The organism is Kribbella sp. VKM Ac-2568, assembly GCF_004345365.1.
Classification (GTDB): Bacteria; Actinomycetota; Actinomycetes; order Propionibacteriales; family Kribbellaceae; genus Kribbella; species Kribbella orskensis.
Genome location: NZ_SLVF01000008.1, coordinates 1 through 17,034, shown reverse-complemented (window position 1 = coordinate 17,034; position 17,034 = coordinate 1). Strand labels below are relative to the sequence as shown.

At 68.3% G+C, this 17,034-nt stretch carries 18 protein-coding genes; 11 read left to right on the top strand and 7 right to left on the bottom strand.

Annotation, left to right across the window (positions count from 1 at the left end):
* Positions 1–23 precede the first annotated feature (23 nt).
* The 4 genes from lipA (at position 24) to EV648_RS23375 (ending at position 3,442) form a co-directional block, all read left to right on the top strand.
* Entirely contained in the window at positions 24–986 is a 963-nt protein-coding gene (gene lipA / locus EV648_RS23390; RefSeq protein ID WP_132295635.1) for a lipoyl synthase, read from the top strand.
* Positions 987–1,019: 33 nt separating this feature from the next.
* Positions 1,020–1,715: a DUF4191 domain-containing protein gene (locus EV648_RS23385; protein WP_132295632.1), complete on the top strand. Its 696-nt coding sequence runs from the start codon at positions 1,020–1,022 to the stop codon at positions 1,713–1,715.
* 182 nt (positions 1,716–1,897) lie between these two features.
* On the top strand, positions 1,898–2,059 hold the full coding sequence (locus tag EV648_RS23380; protein ID WP_241995532.1) for a hypothetical protein: 162 nt from the start codon (positions 1,898–1,900) through the stop codon (positions 2,057–2,059).
* Positions 2,060–2,167: 108 nt separating this feature from the next.
* Positions 2,168–3,442 (top strand): cyclopropane-fatty-acyl-phospholipid synthase family protein, encoded by a 1,275-nt coding sequence (locus EV648_RS23375; RefSeq protein WP_132295629.1) that lies wholly within the window; start codon positions 2,168–2,170, stop codon positions 3,440–3,442.
* A 79-nt stretch (positions 3,443–3,521) separates the two neighbouring features.
* On the opposite strand, the gene EV648_RS23370 is transcribed toward EV648_RS23375, so the two are convergent.
* Positions 3,522–3,989 (bottom strand): RDD family protein, encoded by a 468-nt coding sequence (locus EV648_RS23370; RefSeq protein ID WP_132295626.1) that lies wholly within the window; start codon positions 3,987–3,989, stop codon positions 3,522–3,524.
* A gap of 168 nt (positions 3,990–4,157) precedes the next feature.
* Here EV648_RS23370 and glnA point away from each other — a divergent pair, with 168 nt between their 5' ends.
* Entirely contained in the window at positions 4,158–5,582 is a 1,425-nt protein-coding gene (glnA, locus tag EV648_RS23365) for a type I glutamate--ammonia ligase (RefSeq protein WP_132187760.1), read from the top strand.
* Between the two features lie 75 nt (positions 5,583–5,657).
* Here the strand turns inward: glnA and EV648_RS23360 are convergent, their stop codons facing one another.
* Complete coding sequence (locus EV648_RS23360; protein ID WP_132295623.1) at positions 5,658–6,518, bottom strand: LysR family transcriptional regulator; 861 nt, start codon at positions 6,516–6,518, stop codon at positions 5,658–5,660.
* Positions 6,519–6,593: 75 nt separating this feature from the next.
* On the opposite strand from EV648_RS23360, the gene EV648_RS23355 reads away from it, so the two are divergent.
* The 3 genes from EV648_RS23355 (at position 6,594) to EV648_RS23345 (ending at position 8,612) form a co-directional block, all read left to right on the top strand.
* Positions 6,594–7,160, top strand: a complete 567-nt coding sequence (locus tag EV648_RS23355; RefSeq protein ID WP_199234777.1) for a cysteine dioxygenase family protein — start codon at positions 6,594–6,596, stop codon at positions 7,158–7,160.
* Positions 7,138–7,464 (top strand): dihydrofolate reductase family protein, encoded by a 327-nt coding sequence (locus tag EV648_RS23350; protein WP_132295620.1) that lies wholly within the window; start codon positions 7,138–7,140, stop codon positions 7,462–7,464. The genes EV648_RS23355 and EV648_RS23350 overlap by 23 nt, the downstream gene beginning before the upstream one ends.
* 83 nt (positions 7,465–7,547) lie before the next feature.
* On the top strand, positions 7,548–8,612 hold the full coding sequence (locus EV648_RS23345) for an LLM class flavin-dependent oxidoreductase (RefSeq protein WP_132295617.1): 1,065 nt from the start codon (positions 7,548–7,550) through the stop codon (positions 8,610–8,612).
* Positions 8,613–8,679: 67 nt separating this feature from the next.
* On the opposite strand, the gene EV648_RS23340 is transcribed toward EV648_RS23345, so the two are convergent.
* Complete coding sequence (locus EV648_RS23340) at positions 8,680–9,651, bottom strand: aldo/keto reductase (RefSeq protein ID WP_241995530.1); 972 nt, start codon at positions 9,649–9,651, stop codon at positions 8,680–8,682.
* Between the two features lie 470 nt (positions 9,652–10,121).
* Here EV648_RS23340 and EV648_RS23335 point away from each other — a divergent pair, with 470 nt between their 5' ends.
* Entirely contained in the window at positions 10,122–10,922 is an 801-nt protein-coding gene (locus EV648_RS23335) for a peptidoglycan recognition family protein (protein ID WP_241995526.1), read from the top strand.
* A 99-nt stretch (positions 10,923–11,021) separates the two neighbouring features.
* On the opposite strand, the gene EV648_RS23330 is transcribed toward EV648_RS23335, so the two are convergent.
* Positions 11,022–11,927, bottom strand: coding sequence for a hypothetical protein (locus EV648_RS23330; RefSeq protein WP_132295611.1), 906 nt, complete (start codon positions 11,925–11,927; stop codon positions 11,022–11,024).
* 66 nt (positions 11,928–11,993) lie between these two features.
* Here EV648_RS23330 and EV648_RS23325 point away from each other — a divergent pair, with 66 nt between their 5' ends.
* Entirely contained in the window at positions 11,994–12,302 is a 309-nt protein-coding gene (locus tag EV648_RS23325; protein WP_199234776.1) for a pyrophosphatase, read from the top strand.
* Between the two features lie 9 nt (positions 12,303–12,311).
* Here the strand turns inward: EV648_RS23325 and EV648_RS23320 are convergent, their stop codons facing one another.
* Genes EV648_RS23320 through EV648_RS23310 form a run of 3 tightly spaced genes read right to left on the bottom strand, consistent with a single transcriptional unit; the run spans position 12,312 to position 15,144 of the window.
* Positions 12,312–13,868 (bottom strand): DUF6297 family protein, encoded by a 1,557-nt coding sequence (locus tag EV648_RS23320; RefSeq protein WP_132295608.1) that lies wholly within the window; start codon positions 13,866–13,868, stop codon positions 12,312–12,314.
* Positions 13,865–14,506, bottom strand: coding sequence for an ABC transporter ATP-binding protein (locus EV648_RS23315; RefSeq protein ID WP_132295605.1), 642 nt, complete (start codon positions 14,504–14,506; stop codon positions 13,865–13,867). Before EV648_RS23315 ends, EV648_RS23320 begins: the two co-directional genes overlap by 4 nt.
* Positions 14,503–15,144, bottom strand: coding sequence for an O-methyltransferase (locus tag EV648_RS23310; protein ID WP_132295602.1), 642 nt, complete (start codon positions 15,142–15,144; stop codon positions 14,503–14,505). The genes EV648_RS23315 and EV648_RS23310 overlap by 4 nt, the downstream gene beginning before the upstream one ends.
* A gap of 95 nt (positions 15,145–15,239) precedes the next feature.
* On the opposite strand from EV648_RS23310, the gene EV648_RS23305 reads away from it, so the two are divergent.
* A complete protein-coding gene (locus EV648_RS23305; RefSeq protein WP_132295599.1) occupies positions 15,240–16,220 on the top strand; it encodes a carbohydrate kinase family protein in 981 nt (326 codons plus the stop codon).
* Positions 16,221–17,034 lie beyond the last annotated feature (814 nt).

The window sequence follows — 17,034 nt, the reverse complement described above, 5'->3', positions numbered from 1 at the left end:
GCGCGCCGCGTACTCTGGTGGGCGTGACGATCGTTCCAGAAGGACGGAAGCTGCTCAGACTCGAAGTGCGCAACGCGGAGACCCCGATCGAGCGCAAACCCGAGTGGATCAAGACGCGCGCCAAGATGGGCCCGGAGTACCAGAAGCTTCAAGCGCTGGTGAAGTCCGAGGAGCTCCACACGGTGTGCCAGGAGGCCGGCTGCCCGAACATCTTCGAGTGCTGGGAAGACCGCGAGGCCACCTTCTTGATCGGTGGGGACCAGTGCACCCGGCGGTGCGACTTCTGCCAGATCGACACCGGCAAGCCGCTCGCCCTCGACCGTGACGAGCCCCGGCGGGTCGCCGAGTCCGTCACCAAGATGGGCCTGCGCTACGCGACCGTCACCGGCGTCGCCCGCGACGACCTGGCCGACGGCGGCGCCTGGCTGTACGCCGAGACCATCCGCCAGATCCACGCGCAGAACCCGGGCACCGGCGTCGAGATGCTCGCCCCCGACTTCAACGCGGTCCCCGAGCAGCTGGCCGAGGTGTTCTCGTCCCGCCCCGAGGTGTTCGCACACAACGTCGAGACGGTGCCGCGGATCTTCCGCCGGATCCGCCCCGGCTTCCGCTACGAGCGTTCGCTGGACGTCATCACCCAGGCCCGCGACTACGGCCTGGTCACCAAGTCGAACCTGATCCTCGGGATGGGCGAGACCCGCGAAGAGGTCAGCCAGGCGCTGCGCGACCTGCACGGAGCGGGCTGCGAGATCATCACGATCACCCAGTACCTGCGTCCGTCCGTGCGGCACCACCCGGTCGAGCGCTGGGTGCGCCCCGAGGAGTTCGTCGAGATGAAGGAGGAGGCCGAGGACATCGGCTTCGCCGGAGTCATGTCCGGACCGCTGGTGCGTTCGTCGTACCGGGCCGGTCGGCTGTACCGTCAGGCTGTGGAGTCCCGGATGACGTCGGCGGCTTCCACGGCACAGACCACCCAGACCGCCTGACCGACTGAACCGCCTGACGAAGACAAGGTAGAGATGGCCAAGAAGGACGCGCCCGCCGAGAAGACCAGCCGGCTGAAGCAGATCCGGTCGGCGTACCAGCTGACCAAGAAGTCCGACCCGCGGATCGGTCTGGTGCTCGCCGGGATCTTCCTCGGCGTCGTCGTCGTGTTCGTGGCCCTCGGCCTGTTCGTCGGGCCGCTGCTGGTGTGGATCCCGCTGGGCGTCGCGCTCGGCTTCCTGGGCGCGACCATCATCTTCGGTCGCCGGGTGGAGAAGGCGGCGTACGCCCAGATCGAGGGCCAGGCCGGCGCCGCGGCCTCCGCGCTGCAGACGCTGCGCCGGGGCTGGAACGTGACGCCCGCCGTCGCGGTCACCAAGAACGCCGACATCGTGCACCGCGTGGTCGGCCGCCCGGGTATCGTCCTGGTCGGCGAGGGCCAGCCGAGCCGGGTGAAGAACCTGCTCGCCGCCGAGGGCAAGAAGCACACCCGGGTCGCGGGCGGCGCGCCGGTGATCCAGATCGTCGCCGGCCAGGGCGAGGGCGAGATCGACATCCGCAAGCTGACCAAGCACGTGATGAAGCTCCCGGCCGCCCTGCAGCCGTCCGAGATCACCGACCTGCTGCAGCGGCTGAAGGCGCTCGACGCCGTCCGCCCGCAGGTGCCGATGCCGAAGGGCCCGGTGCCGACCAGCATGAAGGGCGCCCGTCAGGCCATGAAGGGCCGCTGAGCCCTTCGCTGCGCTGCCGTCCGGCCCGCCTCTCGTACTGCGGGTCGGATCGAGCCTGTACTCCGAGTCGGCGTGGGCTGGCGCTCCGTGCCGTTCAGCGGGTCCGCCGGGCCGGTCGATCCGGGAAATCCTCGTTCGTCGGACAAGGGTGAGAGCATCCGTACGAATGAGGAGGTAACCCGATGGCCGTCGACGACGTTTTCCCCATCGTGACGAGTGCTGATCTCGAGCGGCTGCTGCCGTTCTACACCGACGTGCTCGGCGGGGAGAAGGTGTACCAGTTCCCGCCCGACGGCGCCGCGGGAGACGGAAGCGTGCAGAGGACCCCGACGGCAACCTGCTAGTTCTCGGCCAACGGGCCGGCTGAAGCTCCCGCTCCTCGTGTCGCGCCCGATAGTCATTCACCGGCCTTAGGGTGCGACCAGGAACGGATGAAAACCAGAGGTAGACAGATGACCGATCTTTACGCCGCGGTGCACGAACCGGCCGTGGAGACGTGGCCCTCGCTGGCGCCGCCGCGCTCGAACCCGGTACGCCGGGCCGGGGCGGCCGCCGCGATCCGCTTCATCGCGCGGGATCTGCCTGCCACCATCACGATGGACAACCGGAAGTACGGCCGGGGCGGTCCGGGGATGCTCGTGCACCGGACCGGGCCGTTCCTCGACCGGCTCGGGCAGGACGCCGGCTCCGGGTTCGGCGAGGCGTACCTGGCCGGTGACTGGGACCCCGAGCCCGGCACCGACCTCGCGGATCTGCTGATGCCGTTCGCGGAGCGGTTCAGCTCCGACCAGGACCGCCACCTGCTGCCGAAGTGGGCCCAGTCGCTGCGCTGGCTCGTCACCCGGAGCCTGCCCAGCGACCAGGAGAACGACCGCGCCGGCGCCCGCGAGAACGTCAGCCGCCACTACGACCTGAGCAACGCGATGTTCTCGGAGTTCCTCGACCCGTCGCTGACGTACTCCGCCGCCTACTTCGACGACGTCACCGCCGACCTGGCGACCGCGTCGTACGACGAACTGTCACAGGCCCAGCTCCGCAAGCTCGACTCGATCCTGGACGCCGCGGGGGTTCGGTCAGGATCACGCGTGCTCGACATCGGGTGCGGGTGGGCCAGCCTGGCGATCCGCGCGGCTCAGCGGGGTGCGTGGGTGACGGCGATCACCATCGCGTCCCAGCAGGCGCTGCTCGCCCAGCGACGGATCGCTGACGCGGGGGTCAGCGATCGTGTCCAGGTCGCGCTGCGTGACTACCGCGACCAGATCGGCGTGTTCGACGCGGTACTGAGCGTGGAGATGATCGAGGCGGTCGGCGAGAAGTACTGGCCGGTGTACTTCGACGCGATCGAGCGGCGGCTCGCCCCGGGCGGGGTCGCCGTCGTCCAGGCGATCGTGATGCCGCACGAGCGCATGCTCGCCACCCGCAACACCTTCACCTGGGTCCAGAAGTACATCTTCCCCGGCGGTCTCATCCCGTCCGTGAAGGTGATCGAGCAGGTCACCGCGGAGCACACCGGCCTGCAGGCCCACGTGATCCGCCACCTCGGCGCCGACTACGCCCGCACCCTCCGCGTCTGGCGCGACCGCTTCATCGACCGCTGGCCCCAGATCGCCGACCTCGGCTTCGACCCCACCTTCCGCCGCATGTGGGAGTTCTACCTCGCCTACTCCGAAGCCGGCTTCCGGGCCGGCTACCTCGACGACGTCCAACTCCTCCTCACCAAACGCTGAGTACTCCGGCCCACGCCGCTCCTCCGTCGCCGTCTGAGGTGACGTTCGACACGTACCCGGCCGGGCGGAGTACGGAGGGTCAGCGGCGGGTGACGATGGTGTTGGCGGCTTTGTCGTGGAGGCCTCGGCGGTCTCGGTCGTAGATGACGGCGGGGATGACCAGGCAGATGAGGGCGGCTCGGATCGCGCCGGCCAGGAGGCCTACCTGGGCGGCGTAGCCGGTGGTGCCGCCTTGTTTGGTGGGGGTGACGCGGAGGCCGAGCAGGCGGTGGCCGATGGTGGCGCCGCCCAGGCCGGTCAGGATCGCGGTCATCGCGAAGAAGGTGACCAACTGGGCGGTACTCAGGTCATTGCCGCCGGCCCAGAGGGGTTTGCTGACGATCGCGGAGGCGATCAGGCCGGCGATCAGCCAGTCGACGAAGAGCGCGACGATGCGTCGTCCCCAGCCCGCGACGGAGCCCTGACCGGCCTCGGGCAGGCCGAGGCGATTGCCCGGATATCGGAAATCGTCGGTGGGGCCTGCGCCGGACTGTGCAGATGATGCCATGATGACGAGGCTACCGAGGCGGCCCGGGATCTCACTCCCCTGCCCGCCCACACCAGTGGGTCAGCGCGGACACGCTGGGCGTAACATCCGCGAAACATTGGGGTCACGGCCGAGTAATCGGCAGGGCCTACGTTCAGAACAATCTCTGAGCCACCCCGAGGAGTATGTATGTTTTCCAGCGCTGAGGAGCTGCTCGCCTACGTCAAGGACGAGGGCGTCGCGTTCATCGATGTCCGGTTCTGCGACCTGCCGGGCATCATGCAGCACTTCACCGTCCCGGTGTCGTCATTCGGTCCCGAGGTCTTCGAGGACGGCCTGCAGTTCGACGGTTCGTCGATCCGCGGCTTCCAGCAGATCCACGAGTCGGACATGTCACTGCTGCCCGACCCGACCACGGCGTACATCGACCCGTTCCGCCGGGACAAGACGCTGATCATCAACTTCTTCGTGCACGACCCGCTGACCGGTGAGGCGTACTCGCGCGACCCGCGCAACATCGCCCGCAAGGCGCAGGAGTACCTGAAGTCGACCGGCATCGCCGACACCGCGTTCTTCGCTCCCGAGGCCGAGTTCTACGTCTTCGACGACGTACGGTTCGAGACGAAGCAGAACGAGGGCTACTACCACATCGACTCCGTCGCCGGCGCCTGGAACACCGGCCGGGTCGAAGAGGGCGGTAACCGCGGCTACAAGGTCCGCTACAAGGGTGGCTACTTCCCCGCGCCCCCGGTCGACCACTTCGCCGACCTGCGCAACGACATCACCAAGCACCTCGAGATCAGCGGCCTGACCGTCGAGCGCGCCCACCACGAGGTCGGCACCGCGGGCCAGGCGGAGATCAACTACCGCTTCGACACCCTGCTGACCGCGGCCGACGACCTGATGAAGTTCAAGTACATCGTCAAGAACACCGCCTGGGAGGCCGGCAAGACCGCGACCTTCATGCCGAAGCCGATCTTCGGTGACAACGGCTCGGGCATGCACTGCCACCAGTCGCTGTGGAGCAACGGCGACCCGCTGTTCTACGACGAGTCCGGCTACGGCGGCCTGTCCGACGTCGCCCGCTGGTACATCGGCGGCATCCTGAAGCACGCCCCGTCGCTGCTGGCCTTCACCAACCCGACAGTGAACTCGTACCACCGCCTGGTGCCGGGCTTCGAGGCGCCGGTCAACCTGGTCTACTCGCAGCGCAACCGTTCGGCCTGCATCCGGATCCCGATCACGGGTTCGAACCCGAAGGCCAAGCGCATCGAGTTCCGCTGCCCCGACCCGTCGTCGAACCCGTACCTGGCCTTCTCGGCCCAGCTGCTGGCCGGCCTGGACGGTATCCGCAACAAGATCGAGCCCGCGGACCCGATCGACAAGGACCTGTACGAGCTGCCCCCGGAGGAGCACGCGTCGGTCAACCAGGTTCCGACCTCGCTGCCGGCCGTGATCGACTCCCTCGAGGCCGACCACGAGTTCCTGCTCGAGGGCGACGTCTTCACGGGCGACCTGATCGAGACCTGGATCGACTTCAAGCGCGAGAACGAGATCGCCCCGATCCAGCTCCGCCCCCACCCCCACGAGTTCGAGCTGTACTACGACGTCTGAGTTTCACCTGTACGACGGAGCGGCGGTCGGCACTTTCCCAGGTGCCGACCGCCGTTTCCGGTTGGTACTGCGGTACTACGTCGTCGACTTCAGGATGTTGATGAGGGCGGTGGTGGCGGGTGGGTCCGGTGGGTCGCCGTAGGTGACGGCGTAGATCTGGCGAGCGTTGTCGGGGAGTTCTGTGGCGTGAATTCCGGGTGCTCGGTGCACTGCGAGGGCGAGCCCGGGGAGCGTGGTCACTGCCATTCCGGCTGCAACCAGGGCTTGCATGACGACCATGTCGTCGCTGGAGTAGGCGATTCGAGGCGTGAAGCCGGCGCGCTCGCAGGCGGTGACCAGAGCGGCGCGACAGCGCTCGCATCCGCCGACCCAGGTGGAGTCGCGGTGATCCTCGAGACGCTGGCCGGGTTCCTGACTGACGAGGTAAAGCGGATCCTCCAGCAGGTGGGTCAGGCGGAAGCCCTCCTCCTCGAGCGGAGTGTCGGCGTGGCGGAAGATCAAGGCGATGTCGACCTGTCCGGTGCGCAGCAGGTGCAAGCCCTCGACCGGGTGGACGTCAACCAGATTCAGCTCGATTCCAGGGTGCGACCGGGACAGCTCGGCGGCGGCCTTCGGAACGATGCTGCTGAGGACCGTCTGGAAGCCTGCGACTCTCACTCGGCCGGCGCGGAGCCCTAGATGTGCGGCGAGTTCGCTGGATGCCGCGTCCACCCGCCCGACGATCTCGGTGGCTCGTTGAGCCAGGAGCTCTCCTTCAGGCGTGAGCCGGATCCCGCGGCCCACTCGTTGAATCAGCCTGGCACCTGTCGCAGCCTCCAGGCGGGCGAGGTGGTGGCTGACGGACGGCTGGGAGTAGTGCAACTCCTTCGCGGCCGCAGTCACCGATCCAAGCCGGGCGACCGCCTCCAGCACCTTGAGGTGGGTCAGGTTCAACATAGATCAACATTACCTATGGTTGTCCTGGCCTATTGGCATTAGACGTCATGACACTACTCGCGCACCATCGATTGCATGACCGAATTGATGAACGCTCCCACACACACACCACGCAGAACCGGGCTGGCCGAGCTGGTGCAACGGATCCAGCCGGTCGCGCGGCAACGGGCCGACGCCGCGACGATCGCCCAGCAGGTGGCCGAAGTACTGACTGAGCTGCGTCCCAGTCCGGATCTCCTCACCGAGGAGGAACGGGCCGGATCGCCCGAGAGCTACACCAGGCACACCTTGCATGCCGAGGCGACGTTCTCACTGACTGCCGTGGTGTGGAGACCTGGACAGATCACCGAAATCCATGACCACCTGGTGTGGTGCACTTTCATGGTGCTGCAAGGCGCCGAGACCGAGACTCTGTACGACATCGACGGCGACCACCTGGTCGAGCTCGGCGAGCGGCAGCGGCCGACCGGTTCGGTGAGTGGCGTTGCCCCGCCCGACGACATCCACCGGGTCTGCAACACGGGCGACACGGTCGCGATCACGCTGCACGTGTACGGCGCGGACCTCAGCAATGGCACCAGTGTTCGACGCACCTACCAACAACGATCCGAGGACGCAGATGAGACCACTGATCATCTTTAGCGATGTCACCGTTGACGGATTCATGGCCGGACCGGACAACGACCTCGGCTTCATGGCCGACGACCCGCAGCTCGGCGACAAACTGACGGGCGAGCTCAGGTCGGTCGCGGACACCATCATCGTCGGCCGCAAGTCGCTCCCCGAGATGGCCGGGTACTGGACTACCGCGGACGGCGAGCTGGCCGCCTGGATGAACGCGACACCGAAGGTCGTGCTGTCGACAGACAGCGGCTTCGACGTCGGCGGCTGGGAGAACTCAACCCTGGCCGCCGGCGACGTAGCGCCAAGGAATGAGACAGGCTAAGTCTAGTAAGTTTGTTTGAATAGACTTCTTCGAGTCGCGACGACGGCTTCCGCTGGTCGTTGTCCTGGGCCGAAGGAGCACCTATGAGTCTCGAGTTTCTCTGGTACATCCCGAACCAGGTCGCACCTGGTCATCGTGGCGACGACACCGGACCGGGGCACAACAGCCTGGAGCGTCTGACTGAGCTCGCTCAACTCACGGAGCAGCACGGATGGGGTGGTGCCCTGCTCGGCACCGGCTGGGGTCGTCCCGACACCCTGACGGTCGCGACCGCGCTCGCGGCCCGTACGACGACCTTCCAGCCGCTGGTGGCGATCCGGCCCGGGTACTGGCATCCCGCGCACTTCGCGTCAGCGTCGACCACCCTGGACCAGTTCGGTGGCGGCCGCCTGCTCATCAACATCGTGTCGGGGCAGGACAACCTCGCGGCGTACGGGGACAGTGAGGGCGACCAGGCTCAGCGGTACGCGCGGACCAAGGAGTTCCTCCAGCTAGTACGCCGACTCTGGACCGAGGAGGACGTCACCTTCACCGGCGAGTACTTCTCCGTCACGGACTCGACCGTCGCCACGCGTCCCGTAGTACGGGAGGGGCGGCCACACCCACGCCTGTACTTCGGTGGCGCGTCCGCCGCCGCGGAGCGCGTCTCGGCCACAGAGGCGGACGTCCAGCTCTTCTGGGGCGAGCCGCTCGACGGGATCGCCGAGCGCATCGATCGCCTCAAAAGCCTGCAGACGGAACTGGGCCGCGAACACAAGCCGCTCGAGTTCGGCCTGCGGATCACCACGCTAGTCCGCGACACCACCGAGCAGGCCTGGACCGACGCCGAGGCGAAGGTCGAGAAAATGGCACAGGACGCCGATCACCGCGACCCACGACGCTTCCGCGCGACCGGCCAGCAGCGACTCCTCGACCTGGCCGAACGCGGCGACGTCCTCGACGACAACCTCTACACCGCTCCCGGCAAGTACGGCGGCGGCGGCGCCGGCACCACCTGGCTCGTCGGCTCCCCCGAGGACGTCGCCAAGTCCCTCCGCAAATACCAGGACCTCGGCATCACCCACTTCATCCTCTCCGACACCCCCTACCGAGAAGAGATCATCCGCACCGGCGACCAACTACTGCCGCTGCTGGCCGAGGAGCGCTGACGGCGGCTCGGCGTACTGCGGGGCGCCTGGCCGCGGTCAGTTCTGGGGTAGGTACTGCGGGCTGGGGTCAGGTCTCGGAGAGGATGGTGGTGATCTGGGTCAGGCTCTCGGGGGTTAGTGGGCCGTGGTCGAGGGCGGCGGCGTTTTCTTCTACCTGGGCTACTGTTTTGAAGCCGGGGATGGGGATGAAGGCGGGGCTTCGGGCCCAGAGCCAGGCCAGGGCGCCTTGGGCGAGGGTGCGGCCGTCGGTGGTGAGGACGTCGCGGATCGCGTCGAGGCGGCGGAGGGACTCGGCCTGGTTGCCGGTGCGGAAGTCCCAGCCGTGCCGTACGTCGTCGGCCGGCAGGGTGCTGTCCTTGGCGAACTTCCCGGTCAGCAGGCCCATCCCCAACGGCCCACGCACGATGCTCGCCAGGCCGCGCTGTTCGCACAGCTCGAGTACGTCGACGTTCCCGCCGAACACGTTGAACGACTGCTGGATCGCCTTGCAGTGCTCGCTTTTCGCGAACAACACCGCCCGCTCCGGGCTGTCCGTGCTCCAGCCGATCGCGCGAACCTTGCCCGCAGCAACGAGTTCCTCGAAGACCGCCAGTACGTCGTCCGCCCGGTCGACGTCGAACCCGCCCAGGTGGAACTGGTACAGGTCGAGGTGGTCCGTCCCGAGCCGCCGGAGGCTCTGCTCGCAGGCCCAGCGGATGTACTCCGGGTCGCCGTTCTCGCCCGGTGCCTCGCGGGTCTCCTCGTCGTACGTGTAGCCGGCTTTGCTCGCGATCACGATCTGGTCCCGCACGTCGCCGAGGGCGGCGGCGATCAACTTCTCGCTGTGCCCGCACCCGTACACGTCGGCGGTGTCGTAGAACGTCACGCCCAGGTCGAACGCCCGCCGCAACGCCCGCTTCGACTCGTCGTGGTCGATCACACCCCAGCCGACGGGACTCCCCTGCCGGGCATGCGGCCCACCGATCGCCCAGCACCCCATCCCGAGCGCGCTGACGGTCGGGCCGTCGGTTCCGAGCGAGCGGTCCGGTGTCTTCGTCACGTCATCCTCCGAGTCGTCGGCGAGACCTCTTCAGCATCCTCGGCGCGCCGCCCGCGAGGGCCCAACAGGGAATCCCACTGAGGTCCACAACTCCCAGGCATGAATGAGTCGGCGGTCGGGCTGGTCCCTGCTCGAGCCGTACCGCGAACTGGCCGTACTGCGAGTTGGGCGTACTGCAAACTGGTTGGCCGACGCGCGGGTGGATCGCTCGACGGGCCGGTGGATCTGTCGGTAGGTTCCTGGGCTTCTGCTGGGAAATCCGGCTGGGGGGTTTGGCAGCAAGGTGCGGTGGTATGCACCGAGGGTGGGCACTTCGCCACGCCCTGTTGCTGAAGTGAGGAGTTTTGATGGTCGAATACTTGCCGCGATCCGCGTGGAGGGCACGCGCTCCCGGACCGGGGCCCGGTTCACTGGTCGCATCGCGGGTCCAAGGGGTGGTGATCCACTGGCCCGGGACCGGTTCTACCAGCGTGATCCACTCGCAGGCGGCCGTGGCATCGGCGTTGCACGGCTGGCAGGCGTACCACATGGACCAGCGCGGCTGGTCGGACATCGCCTACCAGGTCGCCGTCGATCAGGCGGGCCGGGCGTGGACCTTGCGTGGCCTGCGAACCCAGTCCGGCGCCAACGGCGACCAGGACCTCAACCAGAAGTACGGCGCGATCCTGCTGGTGCTCGTCACCGGTGAGCAGCCGAGCGCCGCGATGAAGGCGACGGTCCGGGGCGTCGTCGCGGACTTCCGCCGGCTGTATCCGCGAGGGACCGCCATCCGGCCGCACTCCGCTGTCCGGCCCGATCCGACCGACTGCCCCGGGCCTGCCGCCCGTGCCGCCATCGCGCGCGGCGACTTCACCCCGAACAGCGCTCCGGAGGACGACATGACTCCCGCCCAGATGCAGGAACTGAAGAACTTCATCGAGGCCCGCACCCAGGCGTACGCGCTGTGGGTGAAGAAGGCGATGGTCCCCGAGGTCGAGCGGATCGTGAAGGCGTACACGAACGACATGAAGAACTTCGAGCGCCAGACCGACGCCGCCGACGCGGCCCGCGCCGCAGCCGCTGTCTGGGCCACTCAACCCCGACCCGGCCAGGCGTCCGGCGACGCGGTCGACCCCACCGATCCAGTCGATCCGGCAGGTCCCGCAGATCCCGCAGACCCCGAGGACCAGATCCCGTTCCCGCCACTCCCCGAAGAACCAGCCGACCCCGCGGACCTGACCGAGCCCGCCGAGCCCGCGGACCCCGCCAACCCCACCGAGCCGAGGCCCTAGACCCCCGCGAGAACCGGGAGCGGTTCCGAAACCGTCACGTACTTAACCTGACTTTGAATTAAGTAAGGAGGTTAGCGTTCCTCAGGGCGGTTGAGACGTTCAGCGCCCTGCGGCTTTCAGGACCCGCAGGGCGTTGAGGGTCACCATCTCGTTCGGCCCGGAGCGGCCCCAGTCAACGACTTCCTGCGCGCTGGTGCCGCCCGCGGGCTTCCACCACTGCAGGCGGACCTTCCAGCGACTGTCGGGAAGCCGCTGCTGCTCCAACGCGTCCAGTGCATCCACTGCCCGCGGGTCCTTCACCAGACCGAGCCGCGACAACACCAGCAGCGACTGCAGGATGTCGTAGTGCCAGTACGGCGGGTAGCTCGGCTGCAGCCACCTCTTGTTGATCACCTCGCCGGTAGTGAGGTTTCGGAACACTCGGTGCTCCAGGAACAACTCCCCCGCCCGTACTGCGGCGTCGCGCGCCGCCTGGTCTCCGGTAGCACGCCAGTACTCGTGCAGACCCCAGGCAGCCGAATGAGTCTCGTGGAACGACGAGCGGTGGGCATCGGGGCTCTTGTCGCAGTTCCAGCCACCGTCCGGCCACTGCCACTCCAGCAGCGCCTGGACGATCTCCTGCGTGCGCGGGTCATCGGCGAGCCCGAGCAAGGAGCACGCCGCCACCGCGTTGCCTTCGACGGACCCGTGGCTGCGTGCCAACCCGTTCACCACTGGTACGTCGTACCGGTGCGCCCGGGTGATCATCTCCAGCACCTCGTCAGCCGCAGCCATCGCCCGCGGCTCCCCGGCCGGCACCTCGAGCTCAACCATCGACACGATCCGCCAGTGCGCCCCGGTCCACTTCTTGTAGGGATGCTTCTCCGAAGGCGCATCCAGCAACGCCCGCACCTTGGCGCCGCCCAGCACGTCCTCGCCGAAGTCCTCCCCCAGCAAGTCCCGCCGAGCCATCCCACGAACAGCCGGCTCCTCAGACCCCAGCAACCACTCGACTCCACCGTCCATCCCCCGATTCTGCCCACCACCAACGCCCGCGGTCACTCTGTCGGCGGTGGGTGATTGGGTAGCGAGGTGGAGATCGAGGAGCTGTCAGAGCGGATCGCGAGGATTTCAGCGCGGTACGGCGAGTACCTGGGGATAGATCGCGACGGCGACTGGTTCCTGCTGAAGCTGCAAGAGGAGATGGGTGAGCTGACCCAGGCCTATCTCCAGGTCACCGGCCGAGCCCGCACCAAGGGCCAGACCCCCGAGCAACTCCGCGACGCCTTCCAGCTGGAGTTCGCCGACGTGTTCTGCCAACTACTGCTCCTGGCCCGCCACTTCGACGTCGACGTACCACGCGAGGTCGACCGCAAGTGGCTCTCCCACGAGCTCGGCTAGGGGCCGGCGTCAGGCCTGCTTGGGGTTCACGGCGAAGAGGATGAGGCAGACGGCGGCGGGGATTGCTACGACCCAGGTGCCGCTGAGGCCAAGGAGGACCGGGGCCAGGCAGAGGAGGAGTAGGTCGAAGCCGCGTATGGGGGTCGAGAACAGGCCGGGTGGGATGGCGCCCATCGGCGACGCCACGAGCGGCCCGCTGTACGACGGGGGCCGGGCTGAGGCCTGACGCACGGCGCCGGTGAGCATGCCTACGGCAACAGCGAACGCCACAGCAGGGCTCCCCAGCGCCGGGGTAGCCAGCGCCGCCCACAGAGCCGCGAAGGCGCCCGGTACGACGGACATGATCACCCGTAGCTCGCGGAGGTCCATGCCGAGCGCGCGGACGAGCCCGATGGAGCGGCAAACCGAGCGCAGCCCGTCCATGAGCGGCCGCACGGCTATGAAGCCGGCCAGTCCAGCCACGATAGGCACCAGTACGTCGTACCCGGTGCCGGCCACGGCGTACGGGACCACCAGCAAGGCGAAGCCGATCACGAGCCGCCGGGGCCACCGCAGTACGCGCAGGAACTCCCGGTGGATCATCGCGACGCCCCGCGAACCACGGCCGCGCCGCGACTTCACCCGGCCCACCTGACGCCAGTGGCGCCCGGCAACCACATCCGCCAGCAGGCTGACGTCCAGCGTGATGGCAGCGCCCGCTATCCCGGCGAGTAGCTCTCCCCCGGCGACGACGCTCTGCCGGCTCAGCTTGTCCAGCGACCGCGCGGTGAACACGACCAGTGCCACGGCCACCAGCAAAGCGACCGCGCTGATCACCAGCAGCCTGACCTCGGCCGCGCTCAGGAACGGCTCCGACGCGGGCACGGTACTCAAGCCGAGGACGACGGAGGCAGCCGCGCCCTCCTCCCTCGGACGGACCGCGAGGAGCAGCGCAGGCACGGCAGCGAGGACCAGAAGGCCGTCGGCTGCCCGCAGCGCCCAGCGAGACCGTGCGCCCGTCTGCTGGGCCCACACGGTCACACAGGCCGTGCAGAGCAGCACGACCGTCGTCAGCACCGCTGCCTCACCGACGGTCGACCAGTTCGCCCCGAACAACGCCCAGCCGACCACCGCGGCCAACGCACCCACCACGACCGCCCCGACCATCACCAGCCGGTACGACGGCCGCAGGAGCGACGCGCGATCCACCGGGGTCGCCAGCAGCCAGAACCCCGTCGCCCGCGACGCGGAGACCGGGCCGATGCTCAGCAGCACGCGGAGCATCCCCGACACCAGCAGCGGAACCAGGATCAGCGGCACCGTGTCCAGCAACCACCCACAGGACGCCGTAGTACAGCCGGCACTGCGGTCGTTCAGGTTGAGGACGACGTTGCCACCCGTGGCGCCGAGCATCGCCAGCGCGAAGATGACGACGTAGATGTCCTCGAACTGCTGCCAGACCGAGCGATCCGCCTTGCCGCGGCGGACCTTGCGCATCCAGCGGCGCAGTTCCTTCGACGTCGGGATCGCACCGAAGTCCGCCGGGTCGAAGACGACCGGGCCGTCCACCGGGTCCGCCGTACTCATGGCAGCGGGGTGAGCGCGACGGTGTGGTCGGCGACGGCGTCCACCAGCGTCGTGTCGTGACTCGCGAACAGGATCGACGTACCGGACTTCTTCTCCTCCACCAGGCGCTCGGCCAGCCAGGTGACGCCCGCGGTGTCCAGGCGCTGCTCGGGTTCGTCCAGCACCAACAGCTTCCGCGGCCGCACCAGGGCGGTCGCCAGGGCGAGCCGGCGACGCTGACCGGAGGAGAGGGACCCGGGCAACTGATCCGCGGCCGCGAGCAGGCCGACGTCGTCGAGGAGGGTGTCCACGAGATCTTCCGGCTCCGCGTTGCCATGCGCCCGGGCCAGCAGGTCCAGGTGCTCGGCGGCGCTCAGGTCCGGGAAGAAGTCGAGGTCGTCGAGCAGCGACGCCACGTCCCGGCGGACCACCTCGACGCGCTCGTCGATCGGCAACCCGTCCAGCAGGATCTGGCCGGCGGCCGGCTCGGCCGAACCCACGATGCACTTGAGCACCGTGGTCTTGCCCGCGCCGTTCGGGCCGACGAGGGCGATCGCCTGGCCGGCCCGCAGGGTGAAGGTGAGGTCCTCGATCACCGGGCGCTCGGCGTACAGATGCCGCAGGCCTTTCACGGCCAGCCGGGGCGCGGCCTTGCTCATCGCTTGCGGACCAGGGTCAGCCCGTCGCCGATGCCGAGGATGACCACGTCGACGCGCTCGTCCCTGGCGATGTGCGCGTTGAACTCCTTGCGGTCGACCGGGTCCTGCTCGTGCTGCCCGACCACCCGGCCACCGGCCAGTGTGTTGTCGAACAGCAGCAGGCCGTTGGTCCGGATCCGCGGTACCAACTGCTCGAAGTAGTCGATGTACCCCGGCTTCTCGGCGTCCACGAAGGCCAGGTCGAACTCGCCCTCCAGCTTCGCCGCCGACTCGTGCGCGTCGCCGATCCGAAGGTCGATCTTGTCCGCCACGCCGGCCCGCTCCCAGTAGCGGCGGCCGATCGACGTCCACTCGTCGCTCACGTCGAGGCAGATCAGCTCGCCGTCGTCCGGCAGGCCCCGGGAGATCGCCAGCGCCGAGAACCCGGTGAAGGTGCCGATCTCGACCGCGCGGCGGGCCGCGATCAGCCGGGTCAGCGTGGTCAGCAGCGCCGCCTGGTCGGCCGTGGTCAGCATCACCGACACGCCGCCCAGCTTGTGGGTCTCCTCGACCAGCTCCCGCGCGATCTCGTCCAGCGGCATGCCGTGAGCGACCATGTACTCGTGCAACTCGTCGGTGACCAGAACCTGATTGCCCATCGAATTCCGCCATCCTCTGTGGTGTCGTTGTCTCGCCTGTAGTCTCTACGCGCTGTCCAACCGCACGACACCGACCCCTTCCGAGGAGCCTCCGTATGCGTATCGCCGTCGCCGGATCGATCGCGACCGACATCCTGATGACGTTCCCCGGACGTTTCAAGGACCAGTTCCTCGAGGAACAGATGCACAAGGTGTCGCTGTCCTTCCTCGTGGACGAGCTGGTCGTGCACCGTGGCGGGGTCGGCGCCAACATCTGCTACGGGATGGCCCAGCTCGGCCAGCCGTCGCTGCTGGTCGGCTCGGTCGGCTCCGACTTCGCGGAGTACGGCGCCGCCCTGGTCGCGGCTGGTGTCGACATCTCGCACGTGCGGATCTGCGACCAGGTGCACACAGCGCGTTTCACCTGCACCACGGACCTCGACGCGAACCAGATCGCCTCGTTCTACACCGGCGCGATGGCCGAGGCGCGGGAGATCGACCTGAGCGCGATCCACGCCGCGACCGGTGGCATCGACCTGGTCCTGATCGGCGCGGACGACCCGGACGGCATGCTCCGCCATACGGCGCTGGCCAAGGCGAACGGCATCGACATCGCGGCGGACCCGTCGCAGCAGCTGGCCCGGATGGAGGGCGAGCAGATCCGCGAGCTGATCGACGGCTCGGCGTACCTGTTCAGCAACGAGTACGAGTCCGGCCTGATGGTGCAGAAGACCGGCTGGAGCAACGAGGAGATCCTCAGCCGCGTCGGCGTCCGTGTCACCACCCACGGCGGCGACGGCGTCGTGATCGAGAACGTCGCCGGCACCATCGCCAAGATCCCCGCCGTCCCCACCCCGGCCCTGGTCGACCCGACCGGCGGCGGCGACGCCTTCCGCGCCGGCTACCTCACCGGCCGCACCGCCGGCCTCGACCACGAGGCCGCCGCCCAGATCGGCTGCACGCTGGCCACCACCGTCCTGGAAACGGTCGGCACCCAGGAATACACCCTGAACCGCCCCGCCTTCCTGGACCGTCTCGCCTCGGCGTACGGCGCTGACGCCTCGACCAAGGCCGCCACCACCCTCAACCTCAACTGACTGGTACTTCGCCCCCCACCGGCATAGGAGGAGGAGGTTCCAGCCTGCATGAGCAAGGGTGGTTGCGTCCTCGGGCTGCGTGATGGTGCTAGTCGGGTTGGTGTGCGTCAAGCGCGCCTTCGGTGTCCCTTCGGGATCGGAACAAGTTCCGACTCCTGCCCCACACCACCCCGACCAGGGAAGGACGCAGCTGTCCCGGAGCCGCTGAGGGGTGTGGCGACAAGGTCCTCCGCCCAGACGTTCGGGGAAGCTGTATTGCCCGGAAGGGGCAGCGAGCGCCCCGAAGCCGGCACTCTGTGCACCACCTGAGCAGATCCCGGCCTCCGGACGCTCAACTGGTGCACAAGGTGGGGCCTCGGACACCAAGTTCGGGACCTCGGACACGGCATGACCTGTCGTAGGTCCCCATACGGTGTTCGAGGTCCCCATAACCGCACCCACCGGCTGGCACACCCCCGAGAAGGTGTCCGCCTCCCCACCGCCGCACGCCGTCAGCCCCCGAGGCCGGCGATCGGCCTCCCGCTGACGGGCTGTTCGGCCGCTGGCGCCTTGCGAGCCGCCAGTCGGCGAACAACCGGCCAGTGGACCCGCCACGAGCCACAAGCCGGCCGAACAACCAGGCTCAGACCCCTCCGCGGGATCCGCGTAGCTGCGTCCTTCTCTGGTCGGGGTGGGGTGGGTCAAGAGTCGAGCTTGCTCGATCCGAAGGGACGCCGAAGGCGCTCACTGGTGCAGCATGGCGGGTGTCGGCGGCTTTAGATGGGTTGCCGATGCACCCGAGGTGGCTGCTGGGTTACCGCCCAAAGCGCTTGAC

Coding starts and splice junctions, on each gene's coding strand:
- EV648_RS23360 (WP_132295623.1), bottom strand. CDS start 6,518: ATGTTGAACCTGACCCACCTCAAGGTGCTGGAGGCGGTCGCCCGGCTT.
- EV648_RS23345 (WP_132295617.1), top strand. CDS start 7,548: ATGAGTCTCGAGTTTCTCTGGTACATCCCGAACCAGGTCGCACCTGGT.
- EV648_RS23375 (WP_132295629.1), top strand. CDS start 2,168: ATGACCGATCTTTACGCCGCGGTGCACGAACCGGCCGTGGAGACGTGG.
- EV648_RS23330 (WP_132295611.1), bottom strand. CDS start 11,927: ATGGACGGTGGAGTCGAGTGGTTGCTGGGGTCTGAGGAGCCGGCTGTT.
- EV648_RS23380 (WP_241995532.1), top strand. CDS start 1,898: ATGGCCGTCGACGACGTTTTCCCCATCGTGACGAGTGCTGATCTCGAG.
- EV648_RS23350 (WP_132295620.1), top strand. CDS start 7,138: ATGAGACCACTGATCATCTTTAGCGATGTCACCGTTGACGGATTCATG.
- EV648_RS23385 (WP_132295632.1), top strand. CDS start 1,020: ATGGCCAAGAAGGACGCGCCCGCCGAGAAGACCAGCCGGCTGAAGCAG.
- EV648_RS23305 (WP_132295599.1), top strand. CDS start 15,240: ATGCGTATCGCCGTCGCCGGATCGATCGCGACCGACATCCTGATGACG.
- EV648_RS23310 (WP_132295602.1), bottom strand. CDS start 15,144: ATGGGCAATCAGGTTCTGGTCACCGACGAGTTGCACGAGTACATGGTC.
- EV648_RS23320 (WP_132295608.1), bottom strand. CDS start 13,868: ATGAGTACGGCGGACCCGGTGGACGGCCCGGTCGTCTTCGACCCGGCG.
- glnA (WP_132187760.1), top strand. CDS start 4,158: ATGTTTTCCAGCGCTGAGGAGCTGCTCGCCTACGTCAAGGACGAGGGC.
- EV648_RS23355 (WP_199234777.1), top strand. CDS start 6,594: ATGACCGAATTGATGAACGCTCCCACACACACACCACGCAGAACCGGG.
- EV648_RS23370 (WP_132295626.1), bottom strand. CDS start 3,989: ATGGCATCATCTGCACAGTCCGGCGCAGGCCCCACCGACGATTTCCGA.
- EV648_RS23315 (WP_132295605.1), bottom strand. CDS start 14,506: ATGAGCAAGGCCGCGCCCCGGCTGGCCGTGAAAGGCCTGCGGCATCTG.